This is a genomic window from Qipengyuania citrea, from assembly GCF_024171405.1.
Classification (GTDB): Bacteria; Pseudomonadota; Alphaproteobacteria; order Sphingomonadales; family Sphingomonadaceae; genus Qipengyuania; species Qipengyuania profunda.
On the sequence record NZ_JALJZT010000002.1, the window covers coordinates 2186198 to 2211756 of the forward strand.

The 25559-nt window shown below is 66.1% G+C and carries 23 protein-coding genes; 13 read left to right on the plus strand and 10 right to left on the minus strand.

The window, feature by feature from the left end:
- Genes J2S32_RS11600 through J2S32_RS11615 form a run of 4 tightly spaced genes read right to left on the minus strand, consistent with a single transcriptional unit; the run spans position 1 to position 4352 of the window.
- Positions 1 to 1536 (minus strand): ABC transporter permease/substrate-binding protein, encoded by a 1536-nt coding sequence (locus J2S32_RS11600; protein WP_253521516.1) that lies wholly within the window; start codon positions 1534 to 1536, stop codon positions 1 to 3.
- Positions 1533 to 2300, minus strand: coding sequence for an ATP-binding cassette domain-containing protein (locus J2S32_RS11605; RefSeq protein ID WP_253521518.1), 768 nt, complete (start codon positions 2298 to 2300; stop codon positions 1533 to 1535). The genes J2S32_RS11600 and J2S32_RS11605 overlap by 4 nt, the downstream gene beginning before the upstream one ends.
- On the minus strand, positions 2297 to 2770 hold the full coding sequence (locus J2S32_RS11610) for a hypothetical protein (protein ID WP_253521520.1): 474 nt from the start codon (positions 2768 to 2770) through the stop codon (positions 2297 to 2299). Before J2S32_RS11610 ends, J2S32_RS11605 begins: the two co-directional genes overlap by 4 nt.
- Positions 2771 to 2819: 49 nt before the next feature.
- Positions 2820 to 4352 (minus strand): sensor histidine kinase, encoded by a 1533-nt coding sequence (locus J2S32_RS11615; protein WP_253521522.1) that lies wholly within the window; start codon positions 4350 to 4352, stop codon positions 2820 to 2822.
- A 153-nt stretch (positions 4353 to 4505) separates the two neighbouring features.
- Between J2S32_RS11615 and J2S32_RS11620 the strand changes: the two genes are divergently transcribed.
- The 6 genes from J2S32_RS11620 (at position 4506) to J2S32_RS15855 (ending at position 9809) form a co-directional block, all read left to right on the plus strand.
- On the plus strand, positions 4506 to 5687 hold the full coding sequence (locus J2S32_RS11620; protein WP_253521524.1) for an isovaleryl-CoA dehydrogenase: 1182 nt from the start codon (positions 4506 to 4508) through the stop codon (positions 5685 to 5687).
- The gene (locus J2S32_RS11625) at positions 5684 to 5989 is read left to right on the plus strand and encodes an alkylphosphonate utilization protein (RefSeq protein ID WP_253521527.1); all 306 of its coding nucleotides are present in this window, start codon (positions 5684 to 5686) and stop codon (positions 5987 to 5989) included. Before J2S32_RS11620 ends, J2S32_RS11625 begins: the two co-directional genes overlap by 4 nt.
- Before the next feature lie 10 nt (positions 5990 to 5999).
- A complete protein-coding gene (locus tag J2S32_RS11630; RefSeq protein WP_253521529.1) occupies positions 6000 to 7610 on the plus strand; it encodes a carboxyl transferase domain-containing protein in 1611 nt (536 codons plus the stop codon).
- Between the two features lie 74 nt (positions 7611 to 7684).
- Complete coding sequence (locus J2S32_RS11635) at positions 7685 to 8311, plus strand: 1-acyl-sn-glycerol-3-phosphate acyltransferase (protein WP_253521532.1); 627 nt, start codon at positions 7685 to 7687, stop codon at positions 8309 to 8311.
- Positions 8308 to 9111, plus strand: coding sequence for a DUF1295 domain-containing protein (locus J2S32_RS11640; protein WP_253521535.1), 804 nt, complete (start codon positions 8308 to 8310; stop codon positions 9109 to 9111). The genes J2S32_RS11635 and J2S32_RS11640 overlap by 4 nt, the downstream gene beginning before the upstream one ends.
- 71 nt (positions 9112 to 9182) lie before the next feature.
- The gene (locus J2S32_RS15855) at positions 9183 to 9809 is read left to right on the plus strand and encodes a hypothetical protein (RefSeq protein WP_253521538.1); all 627 of its coding nucleotides are present in this window, start codon (positions 9183 to 9185) and stop codon (positions 9807 to 9809) included.
- Here J2S32_RS15855 and J2S32_RS11650 read toward each other — a convergent pair whose 3' ends face one another.
- Both J2S32_RS11650 and gyrB read right to left on the minus strand, forming a co-directional pair.
- Positions 9810 to 10904: an AI-2E family transporter gene (locus tag J2S32_RS11650; protein ID WP_253521541.1), complete on the minus strand. Its 1095-nt coding sequence runs from the start codon at positions 10902 to 10904 to the stop codon at positions 9810 to 9812.
- Positions 10905 to 10908: 4 nt separating this feature from the next.
- Complete coding sequence (gyrB, locus tag J2S32_RS11655; protein WP_253521544.1) at positions 10909 to 13431, minus strand: DNA topoisomerase (ATP-hydrolyzing) subunit B; 2523 nt, start codon at positions 13429 to 13431, stop codon at positions 10909 to 10911.
- Positions 13432 to 13559: 128 nt separating this feature from the next.
- On the opposite strand from gyrB, the gene J2S32_RS11660 reads away from it, so the two are divergent.
- From J2S32_RS11660 to J2S32_RS11670, 3 genes are read left to right on the plus strand one after another with little or no spacing between them, the layout of a single operon-like run.
- Positions 13560 to 14945, plus strand: coding sequence for an L-serine ammonia-lyase (locus J2S32_RS11660; protein WP_253521547.1), 1386 nt, complete (start codon positions 13560 to 13562; stop codon positions 14943 to 14945).
- A complete protein-coding gene (locus J2S32_RS11665) occupies positions 14939 to 15643 on the plus strand; it encodes a ZIP family metal transporter (RefSeq protein ID WP_253521549.1) in 705 nt (234 codons plus the stop codon). Before J2S32_RS11660 ends, J2S32_RS11665 begins: the two co-directional genes overlap by 7 nt.
- 32 nt (positions 15644 to 15675) lie before the next feature.
- The gene (locus tag J2S32_RS11670; RefSeq protein ID WP_253521553.1) at positions 15676 to 17229 is read left to right on the plus strand and encodes a class I adenylate-forming enzyme family protein; all 1554 of its coding nucleotides are present in this window, start codon (positions 15676 to 15678) and stop codon (positions 17227 to 17229) included.
- Between the two features lie 398 nt (positions 17230 to 17627).
- On the opposite strand, the gene J2S32_RS11675 is transcribed toward J2S32_RS11670, so the two are convergent.
- Entirely contained in the window at positions 17628 to 17933 is a 306-nt protein-coding gene (locus tag J2S32_RS11675; RefSeq protein ID WP_253521556.1) for a UrcA family protein, read from the minus strand.
- A 210-nt stretch (positions 17934 to 18143) separates the two neighbouring features.
- Here J2S32_RS11675 and guaA point away from each other — a divergent pair, with 210 nt between their 5' ends.
- The 4 genes from guaA to J2S32_RS11695 are packed head-to-tail and all read left to right on the plus strand — an operon-like array spanning position 18144 to position 22607.
- The gene (guaA, locus tag J2S32_RS11680; RefSeq protein ID WP_253521558.1) at positions 18144 to 19718 is read left to right on the plus strand and encodes a glutamine-hydrolyzing GMP synthase; all 1575 of its coding nucleotides are present in this window, start codon (positions 18144 to 18146) and stop codon (positions 19716 to 19718) included.
- Positions 19709 to 20572: a DMT family transporter gene (locus J2S32_RS11685; protein WP_253521561.1), complete on the plus strand. Its 864-nt coding sequence runs from the start codon at positions 19709 to 19711 to the stop codon at positions 20570 to 20572. The genes guaA and J2S32_RS11685 overlap by 10 nt, the downstream gene beginning before the upstream one ends.
- A 3-nt stretch (positions 20573 to 20575) precedes the next feature.
- Positions 20576 to 21277, plus strand: a complete 702-nt coding sequence (locus J2S32_RS11690) for an endonuclease III domain-containing protein (RefSeq protein ID WP_253521564.1) — start codon at positions 20576 to 20578, stop codon at positions 21275 to 21277.
- Between the two features lie 37 nt (positions 21278 to 21314).
- A complete protein-coding gene (locus tag J2S32_RS11695; RefSeq protein ID WP_253521566.1) occupies positions 21315 to 22607 on the plus strand; it encodes an NRAMP family divalent metal transporter in 1293 nt (430 codons plus the stop codon).
- Here the strand turns inward: J2S32_RS11695 and J2S32_RS11700 are convergent.
- From J2S32_RS11700 to tldD, 3 genes are all read right to left on the minus strand, one after another.
- Entirely contained in the window at positions 22604 to 23569 is a 966-nt protein-coding gene (locus tag J2S32_RS11700) for an oxidoreductase (protein WP_253521568.1), read from the minus strand. The two genes, J2S32_RS11695 and J2S32_RS11700, sit on opposite strands and share 4 nt — an antisense overlap.
- 65 nt (positions 23570 to 23634) lie before the next feature.
- Entirely contained in the window at positions 23635 to 24045 is a 411-nt protein-coding gene (locus J2S32_RS11705) for a hypothetical protein (protein ID WP_253521570.1), read from the minus strand.
- Between the two features lie 73 nt (positions 24046 to 24118).
- The gene (gene tldD, locus J2S32_RS11710; protein ID WP_253521572.1) at positions 24119 to 25540 is read right to left on the minus strand and encodes a metalloprotease TldD; all 1422 of its coding nucleotides are present in this window, start codon (positions 25538 to 25540) and stop codon (positions 24119 to 24121) included.
- Positions 25541 to 25559 lie beyond the last annotated feature (19 nt).

The window sequence follows — 25559 nt, forward strand, 5'->3', positions numbered from 1 at the left end:
CTACCCGCCGATCCGTTCGGCGAGGCGGCGCGCGGCCTCCCCGAACGACAGCTTGTCTTCGTCGCGATCGACCGAATAATTGGCTTCGCGCATTGCTTCGACGCTGATCGCACCGACCAGTGGTTCCAGCGCGGCAACAAGTGCGTCGTCGGCCCCGGTTGCGGGGGCGAGGAGGATGATCGCGTCGTAATTGGGGAAGGCGCCTTCCGGATCGTCGAGGATCACGAGGTCGTCCGCCGCGATCCGTCCGTCGGAGGTGTAGGCACCGATCACGTCGGCCTCGCCCGAGGTCAGCGCATTGTACATGAAGGTGGGCGAGAAATTGCGCCGTGCGGCGAAGCGCAGGCCATAGGCCTCGCGCACCGCGATCCATTCGGGCCGTTCGAAGAATTCGGGATCGCCGCCGATGGTCATGTCCTGCGCGCGTCCCGCGAGATCGCCGATACTGGCAAAGCCGCCGGCCTCGGCCGCTGCGCGCGGCATGGCGAGGCCGTAGGCGTTTTCGAAACCCAGCCTTCCCAGCACATGCGTGCCGCTGGTGCGGGTTTCCCACGCGGTAATTTCGGCAAGCATGGTTTCGCGGTCGGGATTGTCGCTGCGTTCCATCTGGTTGGTCCAGATGGTACCGGTGTAGTCGACCAGCACATTGATCGCCCCGGTCGATACCGCCTGGTGCGCGACCGCCGAACCCAGGCCGTCACGGTATTCGACCGAGAAGCCCTCCGCCTGGAGCCGTTGCCCGATCAGGCGGGCGAGGATGTATTGCTCGGAAAAGCCCTTGGCTCCGATGACGATGCGGTCGCCCCCCCGGTCGCCGAACTGGACGGTAAGCGCGCCAAGAATGCCCAGCAGGACCGCCGCCAGCCCGCCGAACGTCAGCATCCGGCGGCGCGTGGCGAGCCCTTTCTCGATCAGGCCCAGCAGCGCATCGGCGACCAGCGCCAGCCCGGCGCTGGCAATGCACCCCGCCAGCACCAGCACCCAGTTCTGCGTCTGCAGTCCGGCGAAGATCGGATCGCCCAGGCTCGGCTGTCCGATGGTGGTGGCGAGTGTGGCGGCACCAATGGTCCACACCGATGCGGTACGGATGCCGGCCATGATGTAAGGCGCGGTGAGCGGAGCTTCGACCAGCCGCAGGCGCTGCCAGAAATTCATGCCGACGCCGTGCGCGGCCTCGATCACGCCCGGGTCGAGATTGACCTGCGCGGTCACCGCATTGCGCAGGATCGGCAGCAGTGCATACAGCGCCAGCGCCAGCAGCGCAGGCAGGAAGCCCAGCGTGGGCAGGCCTTCGCCAAACACCGCGCGCAGCGACAGCAATATGGGGAAGAACAGCGCAAGCAGCGCCAGCGCGGGGATCGTCTGGACCAGGCTGGCAAAGCCCAGCGTGGCGCGCGCCACACCCGGCGAGCGGCTGGCCCAGATCGCCAGCGGCAGGGCCACCGCGATTCCCAGCCCAATCGCGGCAGCGGAAAGCAGCACATGCGCGGCAAGCTTGTCGCCCAGCCCGAGCAGCGTGGTCCAGATTTCGCTCATCTTGCCAGCTCCGCCAGCCGGTCGGCCTGCGCGCGCGGGACTGCGACGAGGCCCTGGGCGATCTCGCCGCCGGCCCCGGCGAGCAGCGAATGCGGGGTTTCATCGGCCACGACCGTCCCAGTATCCATCACCAGCACGCGATCGGCGAGCAGCAGGGCTTCGGCCATGTCATGCGTCACCATCACGGTGGTCAGGCCGAATTCGGCATGCAGCGCGCGGACCCGGTCGCCCAGCGCGTCGCGCGTAATCGGATCGAGCGCGCCGAAGGGTTCGTCCATCAGCAGCAGCTGCGGCTCGTTCGCCAGCGCGCGCGCCACGCCGACCCGCTGGCGTTGCCCGCCCGACAATTCGTCGGGCAGCCGAGCGGCCATGTCGGGCTCGAGATCGACCAGTTCGAGCAATTCGCCGATCCGCTCTGCGGCAAGCCGCTCGCCGACGAGGCGCGGCCCGATGGCGATATTCTCGCCCACGGTCATATGCGGGAACAGGCCGACCGACTGGAAGACATAGCCGATCTTGTGACGCAGCGCGGCCAGCGGCAGGCTTTCGACATTGTCGTCCTCGAACCGCACCTGGCCCGATGTCGGCTCGACCAGCCGGTTGACGGTCTTGAGCAGCGTCGACTTGCCCGAGCCCGAGGCACCGACCAGCGCGACGAATTCGCCCTGCGGGATCGTGAGCGAGACGCCCGCAACCGCTTCGGTCGCCTCGTAGCTCTTCCTGAGGTCGCGAAATTCGAGCAGCGGGGCGGGCGTATCGGTCACGCGGGTGCGTCGTCCGCGTTTGCGTCTACGTCCGCGTCCGAACCTGCATCTGCGGGAGGCCGGTAATCGACGCGTTCGAGCTCGATCGAGACCCCGTCGTCATTGGTTGCCTTCATCTTCCCGCCGGACATCCGGCCTGGCTCCCAGCACCGCTCAATCCCGCTGTCGGGCGCAGGCATGAAACACAGGCGCTTGTCGCGTTCGACCACGCTATAGGTCCAGCTGCCGGTCTGCCACGGATCGCCGTTGCGCAGGTCGCGATAGGTCCCGTCGGCATCGAGATAGGTGGTGTAGCGCGCACCGTCTGCGGCCACCGCGCGCCACGCGGTGGCAACGAAGACTTCGGGGGCCGGCTCGCCCGATGGCGATACGACCTGCTGCGGCGTAAGCGCGGAGCTCTCGCCTTCGTCACTGGCGGGGGTGCAGGCGGGGAGCGCCATTCCCAGCGCAAGGATTGTCAGACTTCGCATGGCGGGCGGGAAAGCACAGCCACGCCAAGCGTGCAAGGCGGGCGGGGGATCAGGTTTCGATCGAACTGCGCGGAAAGACGATCCGGATATCGAGCCCGTCGTCCGAAAACGTGCGCTCGAACGAACCGCCCAGCTGGCCTTCGACCGCCATCCGCAGGAGACGCGAGCCGAAACCCTCATGCGCGCTGTCTTCGGGTGCGCTGGCGCTGCGTACGCTTTCTTCCCACAAGACGCAGACCTTGCTGTCGTCCTCACCCTCGCATTCATCCTCGACGGTGACGGTCACATGCCCGTCGACACGCGACAGCGCGCCGTATTTCGCCGAATTGGTCGCCAGCTCGTGGAAAATGAGCGCCAGCGGGGTGGCTGCACGCGCACCGACCACGATCCCCGGACCCGTCACGCTGAAGCGCTTGTCTTCCGCTGTGCCGTAAGGGGCCAGCAAATCGGCGAGCAGGCCCGACAGCGTGCCGCCCTGGTGCCCGTGACCGGGCCGCACGTAATCATGCGCTGCGCCCAGAGCGCGGATGGTGTCGTTTAGCTCGGTGGCAAACTCGGCGATTTCGGGTTTCCCGCGCGACCGGATCGCAACCAGCCCCGACACCACGGCGAAGATGTTCTTGATCCGGTGCGACAGCTCGTTCGCGAGCAGGTCCCGCGCTTCGGACAGACGCCGCTGGCGATCGACATCGATGACCGTGCCGAACCAGCGGTTCTGCCCCCCGCCAACCGGCGTCTGGACCGCGCGGGCGAGCATCCAGCGATAATTGCCGTCGGACAGCTTCAACCGCCATTCGAATTCGAACGGCTTGCCGCTATCGAGCGAGGCAAGGAACGCGCCCGAGGCAGTGTCCCAGTCTTCCGGGTGAATCGTCGCGCGCCAGTCCGCCAGCGTCCTGGGCTGCGCCCGGCCGGTCATCTCGTCCCATTGCGCGTTGACGTAATCGAAATTGCCTGCGGCATCGGCGGACCAGGCGATCCCCGGGACGCTGTCGATCATCCGCTGGAGGTAGCTTTCGCGGACCGCGACCGCGGCCTGCGCAGTCTCGCCCATGCGTCGCTGCGAGATGCGGCGCATGACCGCCTTGCCCAGCACACCCAGGGTCTCGCGCTGGAGCGCGGTCAGCCCGTCCGGGCGCGGCACGGTATCGATGACACAGAGAGCGCCCAGCGGAGCGCCCTCGACCGACACCAGCGGATGGCCGGCATAGAAGCGGATATGCGGTTCACCCGTCACCAACGGGTTGTCGGCGAAGCGTTCGTCCTCGCGTGCATCGGTGATCACCATCGGCTCGGTGCCGAGCATGGCATGCGCACAGAAACTGGTTGGGCGCGGCGTTTCGCGCGCGTCGATCCCGACCCGGGTCAGGAACAGCTGGCGCCCCTCCTCGACCATGGTGACCATCGCTATCGGTGTGCCGCAGATCTTGGCGGCGAGATCGACGACTTCCTGCAGTTCGGGATCGTCGAGCATGGCTTCGGTGCCGTGCGCGGTCAGGATCGCGAGGCGCCGGTCCTCGTCGCAATAGGCATCCGAGGGGGGCTCTCCCTCGGGCCAGAGAATATTGTCTTTACGGTACATAGGCAGACCCAAGCGCCTAGATGCAAGCGACTATCGCGTAAAGTATTTACCAGTGACAGAGGGTAAAGCCAGCCTATTCGGTTTGCCCCGTGCTGCGCGCTCGGCTATCGGCCCGCCCGCAGCCGAATTTTCGCGAGCCCCCAAGGAGAGAGCATGCGCGCGACCCCCGATTTCGATTTCCAGCTTGGCGAAAGCGCCGAGATGATCCGCGACAGCGTGGCCCGCTTCGCCGATGAACAGATCGCCCCGCTGGCGGAGAAGATCGACCGCGAGGATTATTTCCCTCGCGCCGAGCTGTGGGAGCAGATGGGCGAGCTGGGCCTGCATGGCATCACCGTGAGCGAAGAGGATGGCGGGCTCGGTCTCGGCTATCTCGAACACGTCATCGCGGTCGAGGAAGTCAGCCGGGCCTCGGCCTCGCTCGGCCTCAGCTACGGCGCGCATTCCAACCTCTGCGTCAACCAGATCCGCCGCTGGGGCAATGCCGAGCAGAAAGCCAAGTATCTCGCCCCGCTGGTAAGCGGCGAACATGTCGGCAGCCTTGCCATGTCCGAAGTCTCGGCGGGTTCGGACGTGGTCTCGATGAAGTTGAAGGCCGAAGCCGCCTCGCGCGACGGCGTGGACGGCTACATTCTCAACGGCACCAAGTTCTGGATCACCAATGCGCCCTATGCCGATACGCTGGTGGTCTATGCCAAGACCGACGGCAGCGCTGGTTCGCGCGGGATCACCGCCTTCCTGATCGAGAAGGACGATGCAGGTTTCTCCATCGGCCAGAAGATCGAGAAGGTCGGCATGCGCGGCAGCCCGACCGCCGAACTGGTGTTCGACGATTGCTTCGTGCCCGAAGACCGCGTGATGGGGCCGCTGAACGGCGGCGTCGGCGTGCTGATGAGCGGGCTGGATTACGAACGCGTGGTCCTGTCGGGCATCCAGCTGGGGATCATGCAGGCCTGTCTCGACACGGTCATTCCCTACCTGCGCGAGCGCAAGCAGTTCGGCAAACCGATCGGCAGCTTCCAGCTGATGCAGGCCAAGGTGGCGGATATGTATGTCGCGCTGCAAACCGCCCGGGCCTATACCTATGCGGTCGCCAAGGCCTGCGATGCGGACCAGACGACGCGCTTCGATGCCGCGGGCGTGATCCTCTATTCGAGCGAGAGCGCTTTTCGTGTGGCAGCCGAAAGCGTCCAGGCACTGGGCGGGGCGGGCTACACGCTGGACTGGCCGGTGGAACGCTACATGCGCGATGCCAAGCTGCTCGATATCGGCGCAGGGACCAACGAGATCAGGCGGATGCTGATCGGCCGCGAGCTCATTGGGGCGGCGGGGTGAGCGCCGACGAAGACTATGTCTATGACGAGGACAGCGGCGAATGGATGCCCGCGTCCGAGCTCGCGGCAAAGCAGGCTGCCGCGAACCGCGTCGAAGTACGCGATGCGGTGGGCAATGTGCTGTCCGACGGCGACCAGGTGACTTTGATCAAGGATCTCGACGTCAAGGGCGCGGGACAGACGCTCAAGCAGGGTACGCTGATCAAATCGATCCGCCTGACCGGCGACCAACAGGAAATCGACTGCAAATATCCCGGTATCAAGGGCCTCGTCCTGCGTGCCGAGTTTGTGAAGAAGCGCTAGGGCCAGACGAATGACCGCACCCGTTCTTACCTCGACGCTCGACCGCGAGGCGCCCGATGCGAAGGCTCGCTTCGAACACAATAAGGAGCTTGCCGAGGAACTGCGTTCGGCCGTCGCCGCAGCCGCGCTTGGCGGGTCCGAAGGCAGCCGCGAGCGGCATGTCGGGCGGGGCAAGCTGCTCCCGCGCGAGCGGGTGGAGCGCCTGCTCGACCCGGGCAGCCCCTTTCTCGAAATCGGGCAACTGGCCGCGAACGGCATGTACGGCAAAGACGAAATCAACGGCGCAGGGCTGATCGCCGGGATCGGGCGTGTGTCGGGCCGCCAGGTGATGATCGTGTGCAACGATGCTACCGTGAAGGGCGGCACCTACTACCCGATGACGGTCAAGAAGCACCTGCGCGCGCAGGAGATCGCGCAGGAGAACCGCCTGCCGTGTATCTATCTCGTCGACAGCGGCGGGGCGAACCTGCCGCACCAGGCGGAGGTCTTCCCCGACCGCGACCATTTCGGGCGCATTTTCTTCAACCAGGCGAACATGTCCGCGCTGGGTATTCCGCAGATCGCCTGCGTGATGGGCAGCTGTACCGCGGGCGGGGCCTATGTCCCGGCGATGTCCGACGAGACGGTGATCGTGCGCGAACAGGGCACGATCTTCCTTGCCGGTCCGCCGCTGGTGAAGGCCGCGACGGGCGAGGAAATCAGCGCCGAGGACCTCGGCGGCGGCGATCTGCATGCGCGAAAATCGGGCGTGGTCGACCATCTGGCCGAGAACGACGAGCACGCGCTCACCATCGTGCGCGATATCGTCAGCCATCTGGGCGACAATCACGCCGCCGCACGGGCCATGACGACACAGGATCCGCGCGCGCCGAAATTCGATGCCGAGGACCTCTATGCGCTGGTGCCTGACGATGTCCGCGCGCCCTATGACGTTCATGAAGTGATCGCCCGGCTGGTCGACGGCAGCGAGTTCCACGAGTTCAAGCAGCATTACGGCAGCACTTTGGTATGTGGTTTCGCGCATATCTGGGGCATGCCGGTGGCGATCCTCGCCAACAACGGCGTGCTGTTCTCCGAAAGCGCGCAGAAGGGCGCGCATTTCATCGAGCTCGCGTGCCAGCGGCGTATCCCCTTGCTGTTCCTGCAGAACATCTCGGGCTTCATGGTCGGCGGGAAATACGAGGCCGAAGGCATCGCCAAGCATGGCGCGAAGCTGGTCACGGCAGTCGCCACTGCCAGTGTGCCCAAGCTCACCGTAGTCATCGGCGGCAGCTTCGGTGCGGGCAATTACGGCATGTGCGGGCGGGCTTACTCCCCGCGCTTCCTGTTCACCTGGCCCAATGCGCGCATCTCGGTGATGGGCGGCGAACAGGCCGCCTCGGTGCTCGCTACCGTCCACCGCGACGCGGATAGCTGGACGGCGGAACAGGCCGAGGAATTCAAGGCCCCAATCCGCCAGAAATACGAGGATGAAGGCAATCCCTATTACGCCACCGCGCGGCTATGGGACGACGGTGTGATCGATCCGGTGCAGACGCGCGACGTGCTCGGGCTGGCGCTGGCCGCGACGCTCGAAGCGCCGATCCCCGAGCATCCGCAATTCGGTGTGTTCCGCATGTGATCGGCGGGAAAACCGCTGCATCCCTATCGCTTTCCCTCGCGTAGCTGCTAGGTCGGATCACCGGGGAGAGTGAAGTGTCGTTAGCCAGGCCGCGCCGCAAGCGTTCGATCCTGTCGCGTATCGTGCGGCGGATCATTCTGGCGATCTATCGCTGGCGCGGATGGACGCTCGACGGGCATCTGCCCGACATCCCCAAATTCGTTATCGCCGGCGCTCCGCATACGTCCAATTGGGATTTCGTTTTCTTTACCGGCGCCACCGCCGCAGAGGGGATCGAACCCGCCTTCATGGGCAAGCACACGCTGTTCAAGGGCGTGATGCGCAATTTCATGCTCGATATGGGCGGCATTCCGATCGACCGGACGCAGCGCGCCAATGTGGTCGAGCAGGTCGCGGACGAATTTGCGCGCCGGGACCGGCTCGCGCTGGTGATCGCGGCGGAGGGCACGCGCAGTTCCATGGGCGAATGGAAATCGGGGTTCTACAATATCGCCCGCGCCGCCAATGTGCCGATCGTTCCAGCCTGGGTGTGCAACACGCGCCGGATCGTCGGCTTCGGACCGGCGATCATCCCGAGTGCGAATTATGGCGAGACACTGCTGGAAATCGCGCGTTTCATGCGCGCCAAGTTGCCCGAGTTCGAGCGCTTCAAGGTGCTCGAACGCCAGGCGCTGCAACTGATCGAGGAGAACGGGACATGATCGTCGAAGCACTGCTGGCCAATGCAGCGATCCTGCTCGGCATGGCGATCATCCTGTGGGTGGTCGCGGTGCAGATCGACGATGTCAGCTTTGTCGATGCCTATTGGGGCGGCGGCATGACCTTGATGGCATTTGTCAGCTGGCTGCGGCTGTACGAACCCGGCCCGCTGGCCACGCTGCTGATGGCGATGGCGGTGATCTGGGGGCTGCGGCTGTGCGTCCATCTGCTGCTACGCTGGCGGCGCGAGGGCGAGGACAAGCGTTACGCGCGCATCCTCGCGAAAGACCGCGCAAAGGGGCGTTTCGCGCTGGCCGCCCTGACTAAGGTGTTTATGGGTCAGTCGGTGTTGCTGTTCATCGTTTCGAGCCCCGCGCAATACGGCATTCTCGAGGCCAATTGGATGGTGCCGATCAGCGGCCTGGCACTGATCGGCTTGGCGCTGTGGACGGTGGGCATCCTCTTCGAATGGGTCGGTGACTGGCAGCTCGCCCGGTTCAAGGCCGATCCCGCGAATGCGGGCAAGGTGATGGACCGCGGCCTGTGGCGCTATACCCGTCACCCCAATTACTTCGGCGACGCCTGCGTCTGGTGGGGCATCTGGATCGCCGCCGCATCGGCCGGCTGGTGGGTCGCCGCCGCGACGGTGATCGGGCCGCTGTTCCTGACCTTCACGCTGACCAGGTGGTCGGGCGGTCCGCTGCTCGAACGCGGCATGAAAAACTCGCGTCCCGGCTATGCCGATTACAGGGAGCGGACCTCTGCCTTCTTCCCGCTCCCGCCCAAGAAATCCTCGGGCTGATCCCGCAGGGGGTTTAACCCGCGCCCTTGCGCCCCTATTTGCGGCGCAGGACGAGAGGGGAGCGCGCGAGCGTGAGCGAGAACGAAATCGACGAACTGCGCAGCCGCTTCGCGCGCGAGGCGATGGCGTTGATGGAGCGCACCGGCGAGGAAGTGTCGCGGGCGCGGCTGGCCGCCGAACTCGGCGTTGCGCGGGCGCGGGTCGATTCGGTCTTTCCCGGGGATGGCGATCTGTTCGAGGCGATTACCGCCGAATGGTTCGCGCCCAAGCTGCGGGTGATGGACGAGGTGATGGCCTCCGACCTGCCGCCGCCCCGCAAAATGTATGAATTCTTCGCGCGGCGGTTCCGCTTGCTGGAGCAGAATTTCCGCGACGATCCCGCGACCTTCAACCTCTATGTCGAGATGGGGCAGCGCTATTTCGAATATGCGCGCAGCTATATCGATCTCGGCGACCACTACCTGTGCGAACTGATCGCCGAAGCGCAGGCCGACGGTTACCTCGAGGGGCTCGAGGTCGACACCGCGATGTCGATTATCAACCAGATGGTGAATTGCTATCTGCAGCCCTACATGATCGCCATGATCGACGACCGGCTGACCGAAGAAAAGCTGGCCCTGATCGTGGGCGCGATCTTCGGTGGTCTCGATGCAAAGGATGGCGGCGCGCGCGGAACGAACGACATCCGCGCGGCGTAATCAAGCCGCTTTGTTCGGCTCCGTTGGGGGGACTGCGGGTTCGCGCTGTTCGGCGAAAATGCCCCAGGCGGCGAGGAACAGGCCGCAGACAAGCGGGCCGACCACGATCCCCGACAGCCCCATGAGCGCGATGCCGCCAAGCGTCGTCACGAGGATCAGCCAGTCGGGAATACCGGTATCGCGGCCCACCAGGATCGGGCGCAGGACATTGTCTGCCATCCCGATCAGCGCGACGCCGGAAACAATCACTACCACGCCTTCCCACAGCGCGCCGGTGGCGAGCAGGTAGATCGCGGCGGGCACCCAGACGATCGCCGGGCCCAATGCGGGCAGCAGCGAGGCGATCGCCATGATCACGCCGAGCAGCAGCACCGAAGGAAGGCCGACGATCCAGAAGGTCAGCGCCCCCAGCGCGCCCTGCACCAGCCCGACCACGACCGATCCCTTGATCGTCGCGCGCACGATGGTGAGGAAGCGTTCGGCCAGCCGGTTGGCGACCTGCCGCTCCATCGGCAGCGCGGCGATGATCGCTTGGCCGATTGCGCGTCCGTCGCGCAGCAGGAAGAAGCCGACATACAGCGCGATTGCGAAGGACAGGACGAACCCGAACACGCTTCCGCCCAAGGCGATCGCCTGGGTCGCGATCAGGCCGAGACTCGCCTGCACAAACGCGGTCGCGCGAGCCTGTACCTCGCCGAAATCGCCAAAGCCTGCGCTGTCGAGCGAAGCCTGGATATTGGTCGGGAGTGCGGCGAATATCTGTGCGAAATACATCGATACGTCGATATTGCCTTCGCGGAAGGCGACATAGAGGCCGGCCGCCTCCTCGACCACCGCACTGCCAATCCACAGCGCCGGAAGCACCACCGCGAACAGGATCACCACGAGGCTGGCCAATGCCGCCTGCGTTTCTTTGTCGGGCCGCCGCACGAGGAACCAGCGGTAAAGCGGCTGGAACATGATGGCCGCCAGCGCCGCCCACAGCATCGGGGTGAGGAATGGCAGAACCACCGCCAGCAGCGCAAGCGAGACCAAACCGAGAAAGAGCAGGAAACCGCCCCGCTCGGTCGCCGATGTCGACTGCCCCCCGCCCACCGCGTCAGACGTCCAGATTGGCCACGTTGAGCGCGTTGTTCTGGATGAACTCGCGGCGCGGTTCGACCACATCGCCCATCAGCCGGGTGAAAATCTCGTCGGTGACGTCGGCATCCTCGACCTTGACCTGCAGCAGCGCGCGATTGTCCGGATCGAGCGTGGTCTCCCACAATTGCTCGGCGTTCATTTCGCCCAGGCCCTTGTAGCGCTGGATCTTCTGGCCCTTGCGGCCGGCCGCCATGACCGTCTCGAGCAGCTGGGTCGGCAGGGTGATCGCATCATCGGCGAGGATCGGTGCGTCCTCCTCGACATCGCTGCTGTCGACCTCTTCCGCCGGCTCCGCGGCACCGCTGCGGACGAGCCGCACGGGCGAAGTGTAGACGTCGGCGAAATCCTGCGCGATGCGGTGCAGCTTGCGCGCTTCGGCGCTGTCGAGGAAAGCCGGGTCGATCTCGTGGACGTCGGTCACTCCGCGCCAGATGCGGTTGAGACGGACCTTGCCGTCTTCGCCGATCTCGGCGCTCCAGCGCGCTTCGGGATCGCCCATCTGCAGATGCGCGGCGGCCCGGTCGAGCGCCGAGCGGCGGTCGCCATCCGGTTCGAATGCGCCCGCCAGCGCCATCGCCTCGATCAAATCGGTCTTGTACTTGCGCGGGACGAAGCCGAGCATATTGCGCATCCGCAAACCATGGTCGACCAGCGCTTCGAGTTCGCCGCCGGCGTGGGTCGATCCGCTCTGCGATTCGAGCATGCGCCCGTCGAGGCCCTGCGCGATCAGATAGCGATCGTAGGCGGCCTGGTCCTTGAGATAGACTTCGCTCTTGCCGCGCGCGACCTTGTACAGCGGCGGCTGCGCGATGAAGAGGTGCCCGGCCTTGACGATCTCGGGCATCTGCCGGTGGAAGAAGGTCAGCAGCAGCGTACGGATATGCGCGCCGTCGACATCGGCGTCGGTCATGATCACGATCTTGTGATAGCGCAGCTTCTCGAGATCGAATTCGTCGCGCAGCCCGGTGCCCATCGCCTGGATCAGCGTGCCCACTTCCTTTGAGGAAATGATCCGGTCGAAGCGCGCGCGCTCGACATTGAGGATCTTGCCCTTGAGCGGCAGGATCGCCTGCGTCTTGCGGTCACGGCCCTGCTTGGCGCTGCCCCCTGCCGAATCGCCCTCGACCAGGAAGAGTTCGCAGTTCGCGGGGTTGCGGTCCTGGCAGTCGGCCAGCTTGCCCGGCAGTGAGGCGATGCTCATCGCGCCCTTGCGGCTCATTTCGCGCGCGCGTCGCGCGGCTTCGCGGGCGGCGGCGGCGTCGATCACCTTCTGGATGATCGCCTTGGCTTCGGCGGGGTTTTCCTCCAGCCATTCGCTCATCTTCTCGCCCATCAGGCTTTCGAGCGGCGAACGCACTTCGGAACTGACCAGCTTGTCCTTGGTCTGCGAGGAGAACTTGGGATCGGGCAGCTTGACCGAAACGATCGCGGTCAGGCCTTCGCGCATGTCTTCGCCCGAGAGCGAGACCTTCTCCTTCTTCAGCATCCCGCTGGCGCTGGCGTAATTGTTCAGCGTGCGCGTCAGCGCGGTGCGGAACGCGGCGAGGTGCGTGCCGCCGTCGCGCTGCGGGATGTTGTTGGTGAAGGTGAGGACGTTTTCGTAATAGCTGTCGTTCCACTCGAGCGAGACATCGATGCCGATGCCGTCCTTTTCCGCGCTCACCGCGATCGGTTCGGCGACCAGCGGCTGCTTGTTGCGGTCGAGATATTTGACGAAGGCGGCAATCCCGCCTTCGTAGAACAGGTCGTGTTCCTGCGCTTCCTCGTGGCGCTTGTCGCGCAGCAGGATCCGCACACCCGAATTGAGAAAGGCGAGCTCGCGGTAGCGGTGCTCGAGCTTTTCGAAGTCGAATTCGATGACGTTCTTGAAGGTATTTTCGGACGCCTTGAAGGTGACGCGCGTGCCCTTCTTGAAGCCGTCCTCGTCGGGGTTCTGTTCGACCCGCGGGGCATCGCCCACGACGCGCAAGCTTGCGACCGCATCGCCATGCTCGAAGCGCATCCAGTGTTCCTTGCCGTCGCGCCAGATCGTCAGTTCGAGCCATTCGGACAGCGCGTTGACCACCGATACGCCGACACCGTGCAGGCCTCCCGACACCTTGTAGGCATTGTCGTCGCTGGTGTTCTCGAACTTACCGCCCGCGTGAAGCTGGGTCATGATGACCTCGGCTGCGGAGACGCCTTCGCCCTTGTGCATGTCGACCGGGATGCCGCGGCCATTGTCTTCGACCGAGACCGAGCCATCGGCATTGAGTTCGATCAGGACGAGGTCGCAATGCCCCGCCAGCGCTTCGTCGATGGCGTTATCCGAGACCTCGAACACCATGTGGTGGAGGCCCGAACCGTCATCGGTATCGCCAATATACATGCCGGGGCGCTTGCGGACCGCGTCGAGGCCCTTGAGGACCTTGATCGAATCTGCGCCATAACCGGGTTTCTTCGGCGCTTCGGCGCCCGTGTTTTCAGGGGTTTCGTCCATAGTGAGCATATAGGCGTTCGAAGGCGGATTTCCAAAGTTTCGCGGGCGATTTTACCCACAGATTGCCGCTGCTCCGGTTTCGACTGCAACCGGTTGATTTCGAAGCGGCAAAGGCGCATCTCGCGGCCATGCTATCGGTGCTCGACATCTTCCGGATCGGGATCGGTCCTTCGTCCTCGCATACGGTCGGGCCGATGCGGATCGCGCGCACCTTCGTGCGGGCGCTGGCCAAGTCGGGCAAGCTCGACAGGACGGCGCGCATCACGGTGGAATTGCAGGGCTCGCTCGCGCTGACCGGCGTCGGACATGGCACGCTCGATGCGAGCATTCTCGGCCTGATCGGCTTCGCGCCCGACACGACCTGTCCCGACGACGCCGCGGCCGCGCTCAAGCGGGTGCGCGAGGGTCGGCGGCTGGTGCTGGGGGGCAAACGCGAGATCGCTTTCGACCCGGCGGCCGATATCGATCTTGCCGGGCATATCATTCCCGACCTGCATCCCAACGGGATGAAGCTGGCGGCCTTCGATGCGGCCGGGGAGCGGTTGTCCCAGCGGACCTATTATTCGACCGGTGGCGGTTTCGTCGCCTCCGAAGCGCAATTGCAGCGCAAGCCCAAGGACGACCGGATCAATACGGGCACGCGGGTGCCGCATGATTTCGGTTCGGCGGAGGAATTGCTGGCCGCCTGCGCGCAGACCGATCTGCCGATCGCCGAGCTGATCCTCGCCAATGAAGACAGCTTCCGCCCGCGCGAGCAAACGCTCGAGGGGATCGACCGTGTCGCCGCCGCGATGGACCAGTGTATCGATCGCGGCCTGCACCAGCGCGGTATCCTGCCCGGCGGCCTCAAGGTGGCGCGGCGCGCACCCGACCTGTGGGACAAGCTGTCCGCCAACCCGCTATCGAACGAGCGCGAACAATTGTTCGACTGGCTCAATTGCTATGCGATGGCGGTCAATGAGGAGAATGCCGCCGGGGGGCGTGTGGTCACCGCGCCGACCAATGGCGCTGCGGGGATCATCCCCGCGGTCATTCGCTTCTATTGCACGACCACCGGCGACGGCCCGTGCCGCGACAGCCGCCGTACCTTCCTGCTGACCGCCGGCGCGATCGGGCTGCTCTACAAGCAGCGCGCGAGCATTTCGGGCGCGGAAATGGGGTGCCAGGGCGAAGTGGGCGTGGCCTGCTCGATGGCTGCCGGGGGACTGGCGGCGCTGTGGGGGGCCTCGCCCGCGCAAGTCGCCTGTGCGGCGGAGATCGGGATGGAGCACAATCTCGGCCTGACCTGCGATCCGGTCGGCGGGCTGGTCCAGGTGCCCTGTATCGAGCGCAATGCGATCGGCGCGGTCAAGGCGGTCAATGCCGCACGGCTCGCGCTGCACCGGACCGAGGCGGAGACCTGCGTCAGCCTCGACCAGGTGATCGAAACAATGCGCCAGACCGGTCTCGACATGTCCTCGAAATACAAGGAAACGAGCCAGGGCGGGCTCGCGGTCAATGTGATCGAATGCTGATGCTGCTCGTCGTGGTGCTGGTGGTTTCGGGCGCTTTGGTCGCCGGGGCGGCATGGGGCATATACGGCAAGCTCCCCACCCGCGTCGAAGGGTTCCTCGTCGCACTCGCCGGCGGCGCGCTGCTGCTGTCGGTGACGAGCGAATTGATCGAACCCTCGATCGCCAAGAGCAGCGTGTTCCACGCCATGCTCGGCGTGGGGGCCGGGGCGATCGTCTTTGCCGTGGCGGACTATCTGATCGACGAAAAATGGGGCTCGAATAGCGGCGGCGGCCTGCTGGCGGCGATCACGCTCGACGGGATCCCCGAGAATCTTGCGCTGGGTGTCGCGCTAATCGGTGCAGGCGGGATGGAAGTTGCCGCGCTTGCGGGATCGATCCTGCTGTCCAACCTGCCCGAAGCCGCGGGCGGCGCGCGCGCCATGACCTCCGACGGGCGCTCCAAAGGCACCGTGATGCTGCTGTGGATCGGCACTGCAGCGTTGCTCGCGCTAGCGGCAATCATCGGCAATCTCGCATTGGCCGGGGTCGGCGAAGGCACGCTGGCGGTGATCCGCTGCTTTGCCGCCGGGGCAGTGGTCGCAAGCCTTGCGACCGAAGTCTTCCCGCAGGCGTTCCGCGAGGATCGCCACTGGGCGGGGGTTGCCACCGCGCTGGGCGTCATCCTCGCCTTTTCGCTTGGCAGCCTCGCTGGCAGCTAGACAGCGCAGCGCGCCGCGATAGGGTGCGCCGCATGGGAGAGACACAAAGAGCAGCGCTGGCCGAAACTTTCGGCAGCTTTCCGCACATCATCGCCGCCAATGCCGCCGCGCTGGACAGCCAGATCGCGATGCGGGACGACGAGGGCGAGCTGAGCTGGGCCGCGCTTGGCGACCGGGTCGAGCGGATCGCCGCACGGCTCGTCGCGGACGGGCTGGAGCGGGGGCAGGCGGTGGCGATCCTCGGCTATTCCTCGATCCCCTATGCGCTGGTGTTCCTCGCCGCGGTGCGCGCGGGCGGGGTGGCAGCGCCGCTGACCACCAGCGCCAGTCCCGACCAATTGGCGGGCATGGCGCGCGATTCGGGTGCGCAGCATATCTTCATCGACCGCGCAAAGCTGGCGGAACTGGGCGAGGATTGCTTCCCGGGCATGACGCGGATCGTGCTCGACGAGGAACTTGCCGAGTGGATGGCGCCCGCAGGCGCGCAGGCGCCCGAATTCCAGCCGCAGCCGGGCGATCCCTTCAACATCATCTATTCTTCGGGCACGACCGGCGTCCCCAAGGGCATCGTCCATTCGCACCAGATGCGCTGGCGGCAATTTGCCAGCACCGCATCGAGCTGGCTGGAGGGCGGCCTGCCCGTCCGTACGCTCGCCTCGACGCCGCTCTATTCGAATACCACCATGGTTGCGTTCCTGCCGCCACTGCTGGCGGGCGGGACGGTGCGCGTGATGCGCAAGTTCGATGCCCTGCGCTGGCTCGAATATGCGCAGGCGGACCGGACCACCGCGACCATGCTGGTCCCGGTGCAGTACCGGCGGTTGATGGAAGAGCCGCGCTTCGACGAATTCGACCTGTCCGCCATGCAGCTCAAATACTGCACCTCCGCGCCTTTCCCGGCGGAATTGAAGCGCGAGGTGCTGGTGCGCATGCCGGGCGCACTGATCGAGATCTATTCAATGACCGAGGGCGGGGTTGTCTGCCTGCTCGAGGCGCACAAGTTTCCCGACAAGCTGCATACGGTGGGCCGCCCGGCGCCGGGCAGCGAACTCAAGGTGCTCGACGATGCGGACCAGCCGGTCGTGCCGGGTACGCCGGGCAATCTGATCGGACGCAGCCAGACGATGATGGCGGGGTACAAGAACCAGCCCGACAAGACGCGCGAGGGCTACTGGACCGACCCGGAAACCGGCGATGTGTGGCAGCGCATGGGCGATATCGGCCGCGTCGATGCCGACGGCTTCGTCGAACTGGTCGGCCGCGCGAAGGACATGATCATTTCTGGCGGGTTCAATATCTTCCCGGTCGATCTCGAGGATGAATTGTCCAAGGAAGCCGATGTGGTCGAGGCCGCGGTGATCGGCGTGCCCAGCGCGCGCTGGGGCGAAACCCCGGTCGGGTTCGTGACGCTGGCGAATGACGCGCGCGATTGCGAAGCGATTCGCGAAGCGGTCAATGCGCGGCTCGGCAAGACCCAGCGGCTGGCGCAGCTCCATAGGATCGCGGACATGCCGCGCAGCCATATCGGCAAACTGCTCAAGACCGATCTGCGCGAAGAGGCCGATCGGCGCGGCCTGCCCGACTGAGCGGGTGGCGCAGCGCTTCGAGACGCGGCGCCGACTTCTTGGGGGGAGGGAGAGGAATGTCGGCGGCCGCGTCTCTACTCGCTGCCATATCGCCTCGCCGGTGCGGAGGGCCGGTGGCCGGCCGCCGTGGCGAGGAAGGCCAGAAACGCGGCTGCTTGGGGGGCCGACGCTTCTGTAAATCGTCCGGGACGGGAGTGTCAGGGTTCACCGTCCGGCTGTGAGGCGTGTAATAATCTTACTCGTCAGCGAACGAAAGTGAGAAAACTTTGAAAGATGTTGCGATTTGCGCAACCAAGCTTTCGCGCCTCTGCCGTCCCGTCTCAAAACGAGCGGTGCCGCCAAGACCGAGGTCATGGCGGCACCGGAATATCCTGCAGTCGCGCGTGCAGGAAAGTCGCTTAGCGAGCCTGCGCCAGCTTTGCCGAGGTCTTCAGCGTGATCATCTTGCGCGCCGATGCGACCAGCGAAGCCTTGCAGCGGCGATCATAGGAGAAGGCGTTGACCGACAGCGCGTCGGGATGCGTGCAGGCGGCTTCGGCGGCATCGGCAACGCGCTCGCGCAGGACTTCGACCTGGTCGGGATCGCGCAGGTCGAGGTCGTTGAATGCGACTTCGATGCTGACTTCGCTGCGTTCGGCCTGCGCCGGGGTGTGGACGAGTGCGGCAGCGACGAGGCTGGCGGCGAGAAACTGGTGATACTTCATGAGCGTCTCCTGGGGTAAAGGTTATCGCTCTTCAGGCATCCTCGGCCTTGTTCTTGATCGCGATTGTGCATCGCAACATAAGTGTTCGCAAGTGCAAAATACGCGACGATACGTTGTAAGCGATGCATCTTCGCCGCGGCCCGCGCGATATGACCGGCAGCAGCGCTGCGAATGCTGGACAGGCGACGCGCGCTGCCCTTATCGGGACCCATGCAGGCAGAACACCTCCCCGATTCCATTCTGATCGTCGATTTCGGCAGCCAGGTCACCCAGCTCATCGCGCGCCGCGTGCGCGAGGCGGGGGTCTATTCCGAAATCGCCCCCTTCACCCAGGCAGAAGAGGCGTTCCACCGGCTCCAGCCCAAGGGCATCATCCTGTCGGGCTCGCCCGCCAGCGTATGCGACGAAGGCAGCCCCCGCGCGCCGCAGGTGCTGTTCGACAGCGGCCTGCCGATCCTCGGCATCTGTTATGGCCAGCAGGTGATGACCGAACAGCTCGGCGGCGAGGTTCGCCCCGGGCATGAAACCGGCGAAGGCGGCGAATTCGGCCGCGCCTATCTCACCGTGTCGGAAGAGTGCGCGCTGTTCGACGGGCTGTGGCAGACCGGCGAGCGGCACCAGGTGTGGATGAGCCATGGCGACAAGGTCACCCGCTTCGCCCCCGGATTCGGCATCGTCGCCACCAGCGACGGCGCGCCCTTCGCGGTCATCGCTGACGAGAAGCGCCAGTATTACGGCACGCAATTCCATCCCGAAGTGGTCCACACGCCCGATGGCGGCAAGCTGCTCGCCAATTTCGTGCGCCATGTCTGCGGGCTCGCGGGCGACTGGACCATGGCCGAGTTTCGCCGCACCAAGATCGAGGAAATCCGCGCGCAGGTGGGTGACGGCAAGGTCATCTGCGGCCTGTCGGGCGGAGTCGATTCGGCGGTTGCCGCAGTGCTCATCCACGAAGCGATCGGCGACCAGCTGACCTGCGTCTTCGTCGACCACGGGCTGATGCGGATGAACGAGGCCGAGCAGGTCGTCACGCTGTTCCGTGACCATTACAATATCCCGCTGGTGCATGTGAATGCGGAGGAGATGTTCCTCGGCGGTCTCGCGGGCCAGACGGACCCCGAAAAGAAGCGCAAGTTCATCGGCGGTGCCTTCATCGACCTGTTCGAAGCCGAAGCGAAGAAGATCGGCGGCGCCGATTTCCTCGCGCAGGGGACGCTCTATCCCGATGTGATCGAAAGCGTCAGCTTCACCGGCGGCCCCTCGGTCACAATCAAGAGCCACCACAATGTCGGCGGCCTGCCCGAACGCATGAACATGAAGCTGGTCGAACCCTTGCGCGAACTGTTCAAGGACGAGGTCCGCGAACTGGGCCGGGAACTGGGCCTGCCCGAGATCTTCGTCGGGCGGCATCCCTTCCCGGGGCCCGGCCTCGCGATCCGCATTCCCGGCGAAGTCACCAAGGAGCGCTGCGATATCCTGCGCAAGGCCGATGCGATCTATCTCGAGGAAATCCGCAACGCCGGGCTCTACGATGCGATCTGGCAGGCCTTTGCCGTGTTGCTGCCGGTCAAGACGGTCGGCGTGATGGGCGATGGCCGCACCTATGACAGCGTCTGCGGCCTGCGCGCGGTGACCAGCACCGATGGCATGACCGCGGATATCTATCCCTTCGACAGCGCCTTCCTCAGCCGCGTCGCGACCCGCATCATCAACGAGGTGCAGGGCATCAACCGGGTGGTCTACGACTATACGTCGAAGCCCCCCGGCACGATCGAGTGGGAATAAGCGCGGGGAAACCGCGCGCACCGGCTGCGGCTGCGCGCCCGTTCGGGCTCGCGACGGTTCTGGTCCTCGCCAGCCTCGCGGTGCTGGCCTTTGCCGGCAATTCGCTCATCGCGCGCTATGCACTCGCCGGAGGGGGAATCACGCCGATTGCCTTCTCGGCGGTCCGGCTGGCGACCGGGGCGATCGTCCTCGCGCCGCTGCTGCTGGGGCGCGGCGGGACATGGAATTTTGGCGGCGGGCTCAGCCTGTTCGCCTATGTCGTGATGTTTTCCTGGGCCTATGTCGAGCTGCCCGCGGCGACGGGGGCGCTGATCCTGTTCGCCGTCGTCCAGGCGACGATCCTGCTGGCCGGCATGGCGCGCGGCGAACGGGTGGGCTGGCTCGGGTGGACGGGGCTGGTGCTCTCGCTTGCGGGTCTGGCGGTGCTGCTGGTTCCGCAAGTGCAGGGCGGACGATTGCTGCCATCCGCATTCATGGCGGTCGCCGGGATCGCGTGGGGTGCCTATACGATGATCGGGCGGGCGTCCGCCGGCGCGGGCCGCTATACGGCGCGCAGCTTTGTCATCGGTGCGGTGCTCGCGCTGCCGCTGCTGGCATTCGACATGACGATGCCCGAAACCCCCGGTCTGCTGCTCGCGATGCTGTCGGGTGCGGTCACGTCGGGGCTCGGCTACGTCATCTGGAACCGCGTTTCCCCATCGCTGGGACTGGCGACGCTGGCGACCGTCCAGCTGGCCACGCCGCTGGTCGCGGCGCTGGGCGGCATCGCCCTGCTCGACGAACTGGTGACCAGTGAACTGATCGTTGCCGGGGTGCTGATCGTGACCGGCATCGGCCTGACGCTACGGCGCTGACCGATGCTGCCGCTGGGTCCCGATCCGCGCACCGAGACGCTCCGCCGCCTGCAGGCGCTGCTGGTCCAGCGCTTCGGACATATCGAACGCGTGGCCGCCGAATGGCGCCAGCCCGAATGGGTGCTGGTGCAAGGCGTGATTGGCGCGCGGACCAAGTCCGAGATCTCGAACGCCGCAACCGACCGGCTGCTGCAGCGCTGGGGCAGCTGGGAGGCGGTGGCCACCGCGCCGCTTGAAGACTTGCAGGCCGAGCTCGCGACGCAGACCTACCCCAATGTCGCCGCCAAGCGCCTGCAGGCGAGCCTTGCGGCGCTCATCGACCTGTGCGGCGCGGTAGACCTCGCGCATCTCGCCGAGCTGGACACCGAAGCGGCGATGGACTGGCTCGAACAGCTCCCCGGTGTCGGGCGCAAGATCGCCGCGGGCGTGATGAACGCCAGCACGCTCGACCGCCGCGCCATCGTGCTCGACGGGCATCACACGCGTATCCTCCAGCGCATGGGGCTCGTCCCGCCCAAGGCCGGTACCGCACGCGCTTTCGCCGCGATCATGCCCGCCATGCCCGAGGACTGGTCGGGCGCGCAGTTCGACGAGCATCACCTGCTGATGAAGAAGCTCGGCCAGACCTGGTGCCGCCCCTCAGCCCCCGACTGCCCCAATTGCCCCGCGCAGGCGCTGTGCGAGACGGGTCGCCGCCGCGCCTGATTGCGGCGCGTGCCAGCTTGCGCCACAAGGGGCGGCAATGAAGCGTATCGGCTCGATCCTCCTGTGGTCCGCAATCGCGGCGGCATTCATCGGGCCGGGCACGGTCACGGCGGCTGCCAGCGCGGGGGCGAACACCGGCGCGGCGCTGCTGTGGGCGATCCTCTTCTCGGGCATCGCCACCTTCACGCTCCAGGAATTTGCCGGGCGGCTGGCGGTCGCCACGGGCGACGATCTGGCGACCGTGCTGCGGCGCCGATACCCGACAGGTTTTGCGCATGTGGCCACGCTGCTGTTGGTCGGCGGCGCGATCCTGCTGGGCTGCGCGGCCTATGAAGCGGGCAATATCCTCGGCGGCGCGGCGGGGGCGATGCTCGCCTTCGACGGGCCGCGGACAGGCGTTACGCTGGGTCTGGCGGCAGCGGCTGCGCTGTTGCTGCTGGCGGGATCGCCGCACAGCGTTGCGCGGCTCATGGCGGTGTTCGTCGCGCTGATGGGGGGCGGCTTCCTGCTCGTCGCGCTGTCGCTGGCGCCGCCCGCCACCGTGCTGCTGGCGGGCCTTGTCCCGGCACCGGGTTTTGCCGACGATCCTGCCGCGCTGCTCGCGGTGCTGGCGTTGGTGGGGACGACGGTGGTCCCCTACAATCTGTTTCTCGGCGCGGCGCTGGCGCGCGGGCAGGGGCTGGGGGACATGCGCTTTGGTCTTGCGATCTCGGTCGGGCTCGGCGTGGTGATCACTGCGGCGATCCTGGTGGTCGGCACGGCGCTGGTGGGCGAGTTTTCGTTCGAGGCGCTGGGCGATGTGCTCGATGAACGGGTTGGCGGCTGGGCGCGGACGGGCGCCGGGATCGGGCTGCTCGCGGCAGGCATTTCATCCGCGGTCACAGCCCCGCTGGCAGCCGCGCTCACCGCGCGTGGGCTGTTCGGCAAGGCGGATGACCCGCGGTGGCAGGCCCGTGGCTGGCGTTTCCGCGCGGTCTGGGGCGCGGTGCTGCTAGTCGGCCTTGGCTTCGGGCTGGCCGAGATACGCCCCGCTCCGGCCATCCTCGCCGCGCAGGCCTTCAACGGCATATTGCTGCCGCTGGTCGCGCTGTTCCTGCTTGCAGCGATGAACGACGCAGGCCTGCTGGGCGAGCGGGTCAACGGCCCGCTGGCAAATGGCTTCGGCCTGCTGGTGGTGGGGGTTGCCGCCATGCTCGGCCTGACCGCGCTGGCGCGCGCTACGGCGACGCTGTTCGGCTTCGATCTGCCCGACCCGGGCCTGATGCTACCCGCCTTTGCCCTGCTCGGCGTGTTCACGGGCCGCGCGGTCATGCGCCGCGCGGTGCTTTAATCGGGAAAGGCTACCCCGGTCAGTTCTTCCGACTTGCGCCACAGCGCTTTTGCCAAGTCCTCGTCGCGGATATGCGGCCAGCAGCCGCCCGCGCGCGGGTTTTCGGGATCGGCGGGGACCGCGATGTCGCAGTCCTCGCAATAGACGCCGCCCTTGCCCTCGAGCAACGGCGAGACCGCGCACCACACGCTGGTCGACGCGCCTTCCTCGGTCGATTTGAAGGCTTCGTGGACATTGCCTTCCTCGTCATACCAACCCATCGCGCGCTGCTCTTCCATGGTGAGGTGGCGCTGGAGCGGGGTCGCAATTCCGCCCGGATGGACGGCAAAGGCACGCACGCCCTGCGCTTCGCCCAGCTTGTCGAGCTGGAGCGCGAACAATGCGTTGGCCGACTTGGCCTGCCCATAGGCCAGCCACTTGTCATAGTCGCGGCGCTCGAAGTTGGGATCGTCGAGGTCAAGCCCGTTGAGCCGGTGCCCGATCGAGGACAGCGCCACGACCCGCGCACCGCCGTCAGCCAGCAGCAATGGCCATAGCCGCGCGGCGAGCTGGAAATGGCCCAGATGGTTGGTGGCGAATTGCATCTCGTAGCCACGCGCATCGCGCGCCAGCGGACTGGCCATGATCGCGGCATTGTTGATGAGGATGTCGATGGTCGCGGTTTCCTCCGCGACCTCCTCGGCAAAGGCATCGATCGAGGCGGGATCGGACAGGTCGAGCGGCAGGATGGCGATATCGCCGCTCACCCCTTCGAGGACATCCTCGGCCTGGTCGGGTCGCCGCGCGCCGACGATTACCTGCGCTCCGGCCCCGGCCAGTGCGTGGACGGTTTCGGTGCCGATGCCCGAATAGCCCCCGGTGACGACCACGGTCTTGCCCGCCAGATCCACGCCCTCGACCACTTCGCGCGCGGTGGAGCGATAGCCGAAGGGCGAATTCACGGGGGCTTGCGGGCTGGTCATTGGGCTCTCCTCGAAAAAAGAGAGCTATGCCCCCCGGATAACGGGCTGGCTACCCTTGGGGGCGATCAGCCCTCGGCGTCGACCTTCGCATAGGGGATGAACTCGTCGAGGAAGATCACCCCGCTGAGGAAGCCGCCGGTGCGGCTGACCAGTTCGATCTGGTCGGTGCGGCACAGGCTGGTGGCGCTGAAGCGCTTGATCACCATCACTTCGCTCTCGTCGATGCTCTCGGGATTGCGCGTGTAATTGACCCAGATGGTGTCGCCGTCGCGATAGGTCAGCGCGGTGCCGTCGATCTGGTTGATATTGCGGCTGCCGATGGTGCGGATGCAGTCGCGCGGTTCGCCCGCAACGCGGCCTTCGAGCAGTTTGGCGAGTTCGGCCTCACCGCGGGTCATTTCCTCGGTTTCGTCGGCCTGGACGGGCGCGGCAAGCAGGCCGAGCGCGGCAGTGGCAATGGCAAGCGGCTTGAACATGGCGAGTCTCCTGATGAGCGGCGGATACTGTATCACACCGCCTGAACCTGCGCTGAGTTGACGCGCGCGTGGGTCAGCCGGTTCCGCCCACGGTGATGCCATCGACCAGCAGGGTCGGCTGGCCGACGCCCGCAGGCACGCTCTGCCCGCCCTTGCCGCACATGCCGACGCCTTCATCCAGCGCCATGTCGTTGCCGATGCCGCGCACCTTGGTCAGCACGGTCGGGCCGTCACCGATCAGCGTTGCGCCCTTGATCGGCGCGACCACCTTGCCCTTTTCGACCTTGTAAGCCTCGGTGCAGGCGAAGACGAACTTGCCGCTGACGATATCGACCTGCCCGCCGCCGAAGCTGGTGGCATAGATGCCGTCGTCGACGCGGCTGAGCAATTCCTCGGGATCGTCGCTGCCGCCCTGCATGAAGGTGTTGGTCATGCGCGGCATGGGGGCATGTTCATAGGATTGGCGGCGCCCGTTGCCGGTCGCTTCGACACCCATCAGGCGGGCATTGAGGCGATCCTGCATATAGCCCTTGAGGATGCCGTCCTCGATCAGCACGGTCTCGCGCGTCGGCGTGCCTTCGTCGTCAATGCTCAGCGATCCGCGGCGATCGGTCATGCTGCCATCGTCGATCACGGTGACGCCGGGGGCGGCGACGCGTTCGCCGATGCGCCCGGCAAAGGCGCTGGTGCCCTTGCGGTTGAAATCGCCCTCGAGCCCGTGGCCGACCGCTTCGTGCAGCAGCACGCCGGGCCAGCCGGGGCCAAGCAACACGGTCTGCTCGCCCGCCGGGGCGGCAACGCTATCGAGATTGACCAGCGCCTGGCGGACCGCTTCGTCGACCGCGCGCATCCAGCGCCCCTCGTCGAACAGATCGTCGTAAAGATAGCGTCCGCCAAATCCGAAACTGCCGGTTTCGCGGCGGCCGTTGGCTTCGGCCACGATGCTGACGTTCAGGCGGACCAGCGGGCGCAGGTCGCGCGCGGTGAACCCATCGGCGCGGATGATGTCGATTGCGCTCCAGCTGGCCGACAGGCTCGCATTGACCTGCGCCACGCGCGGATCCTTGGCGCGCGCCACCGCATCGATCTTCTCGAGCAGCGCGACCTTCTCGGCGAAGGGCACGAGGTCGAGCGGGCTGGCATCGGTATAGAGATGCCGGTTGGTCCGCTCGGGCGGGGCGGCATGCGGCGAGGTGGTGGCGTCGAGCAAGCGCAGCGTCTCGCCGGCGCGGGCGATCGAGGCGGCGCTGATCTCGTTGGCATGCGCGAAACCGGTCGTCTCGCCCGACACGCCGCGCAGGCCGAAGCCCGAATCGCGGCTGTAGTCGGCGGTCTTGAGCCGTCCGTCATCGAAAGCGAAACTCTCACTCGCCATGAATTGCAGGTAGAGCTCGCCATCGTCGCAGGGGGCCAGCAGACGCGCGGTGAGCGCCTTGGCTTCCTCGGGATCGAGCTGGTTGTAGAGCAGGGCGTGCGGGTCGGTCGCTGGCGTCATGCGCCCTATGTAGGGGCTG

What these genes read in the sequence shown, in the direction of transcription:
- gyrB (WP_253521544.1), bottom strand. Translation starts at nt 13,431, where the DNA reads ATGGACGAAACCCCTGAAAACACGGGCGCCGAAGCGCCGAAGAAACCC.
- J2S32_RS11600 (WP_253521516.1), bottom strand. Translation starts at nt 1,536, where the DNA reads ATGAGCGAAATCTGGACCACGCTGCTCGGGCTGGGCGACAAGCTTGCC.
- J2S32_RS11675 (WP_253521556.1), bottom strand. Translation starts at nt 17,933, where the DNA reads ATGAAGTATCACCAGTTTCTCGCCGCCAGCCTCGTCGCTGCCGCACTC.
- J2S32_RS11690 (WP_253521564.1), top strand. Translation starts at nt 20,576, where the DNA reads ATGCTGCCGCTGGGTCCCGATCCGCGCACCGAGACGCTCCGCCGCCTG.
- J2S32_RS11640 (WP_253521535.1), top strand. Translation starts at nt 8,308, where the DNA reads ATGATCGTCGAAGCACTGCTGGCCAATGCAGCGATCCTGCTCGGCATG.
- J2S32_RS11610 (WP_253521520.1), bottom strand. Translation starts at nt 2,770, where the DNA reads ATGCGAAGTCTGACAATCCTTGCGCTGGGAATGGCGCTCCCCGCCTGC.
- J2S32_RS11705 (WP_253521570.1), bottom strand. Translation starts at nt 24,045, where the DNA reads ATGTTCAAGCCGCTTGCCATTGCCACTGCCGCGCTCGGCCTGCTTGCC.
- J2S32_RS11700 (WP_253521568.1), bottom strand. Translation starts at nt 23,569, where the DNA reads ATGACCAGCCCGCAAGCCCCCGTGAATTCGCCCTTCGGCTATCGCTCC.
- J2S32_RS11620 (WP_253521524.1), top strand. Translation starts at nt 4,506, where the DNA reads ATGCGCGCGACCCCCGATTTCGATTTCCAGCTTGGCGAAAGCGCCGAG.
- tldD (WP_253521572.1), bottom strand. Translation starts at nt 25,540, where the DNA reads ATGACGCCAGCGACCGACCCGCACGCCCTGCTCTACAACCAGCTCGAT.
- J2S32_RS11615 (WP_253521522.1), bottom strand. Translation starts at nt 4,352, where the DNA reads ATGTACCGTAAAGACAATATTCTCTGGCCCGAGGGAGAGCCCCCCTCG.
- J2S32_RS11670 (WP_253521553.1), top strand. Translation starts at nt 15,676, where the DNA reads ATGGGAGAGACACAAAGAGCAGCGCTGGCCGAAACTTTCGGCAGCTTT.
- guaA (WP_253521558.1), top strand. Translation starts at nt 18,144, where the DNA reads ATGCAGGCAGAACACCTCCCCGATTCCATTCTGATCGTCGATTTCGGC.
- J2S32_RS11665 (WP_253521549.1), top strand. Translation starts at nt 14,939, where the DNA reads ATGCTGATGCTGCTCGTCGTGGTGCTGGTGGTTTCGGGCGCTTTGGTC.
- J2S32_RS11695 (WP_253521566.1), top strand. Translation starts at nt 21,315, where the DNA reads ATGAAGCGTATCGGCTCGATCCTCCTGTGGTCCGCAATCGCGGCGGCA.
- J2S32_RS11660 (WP_253521547.1), top strand. Translation starts at nt 13,560, where the DNA reads ATGCTATCGGTGCTCGACATCTTCCGGATCGGGATCGGTCCTTCGTCC.
- J2S32_RS11630 (WP_253521529.1), top strand. Translation starts at nt 6,000, where the DNA reads ATGACCGCACCCGTTCTTACCTCGACGCTCGACCGCGAGGCGCCCGAT.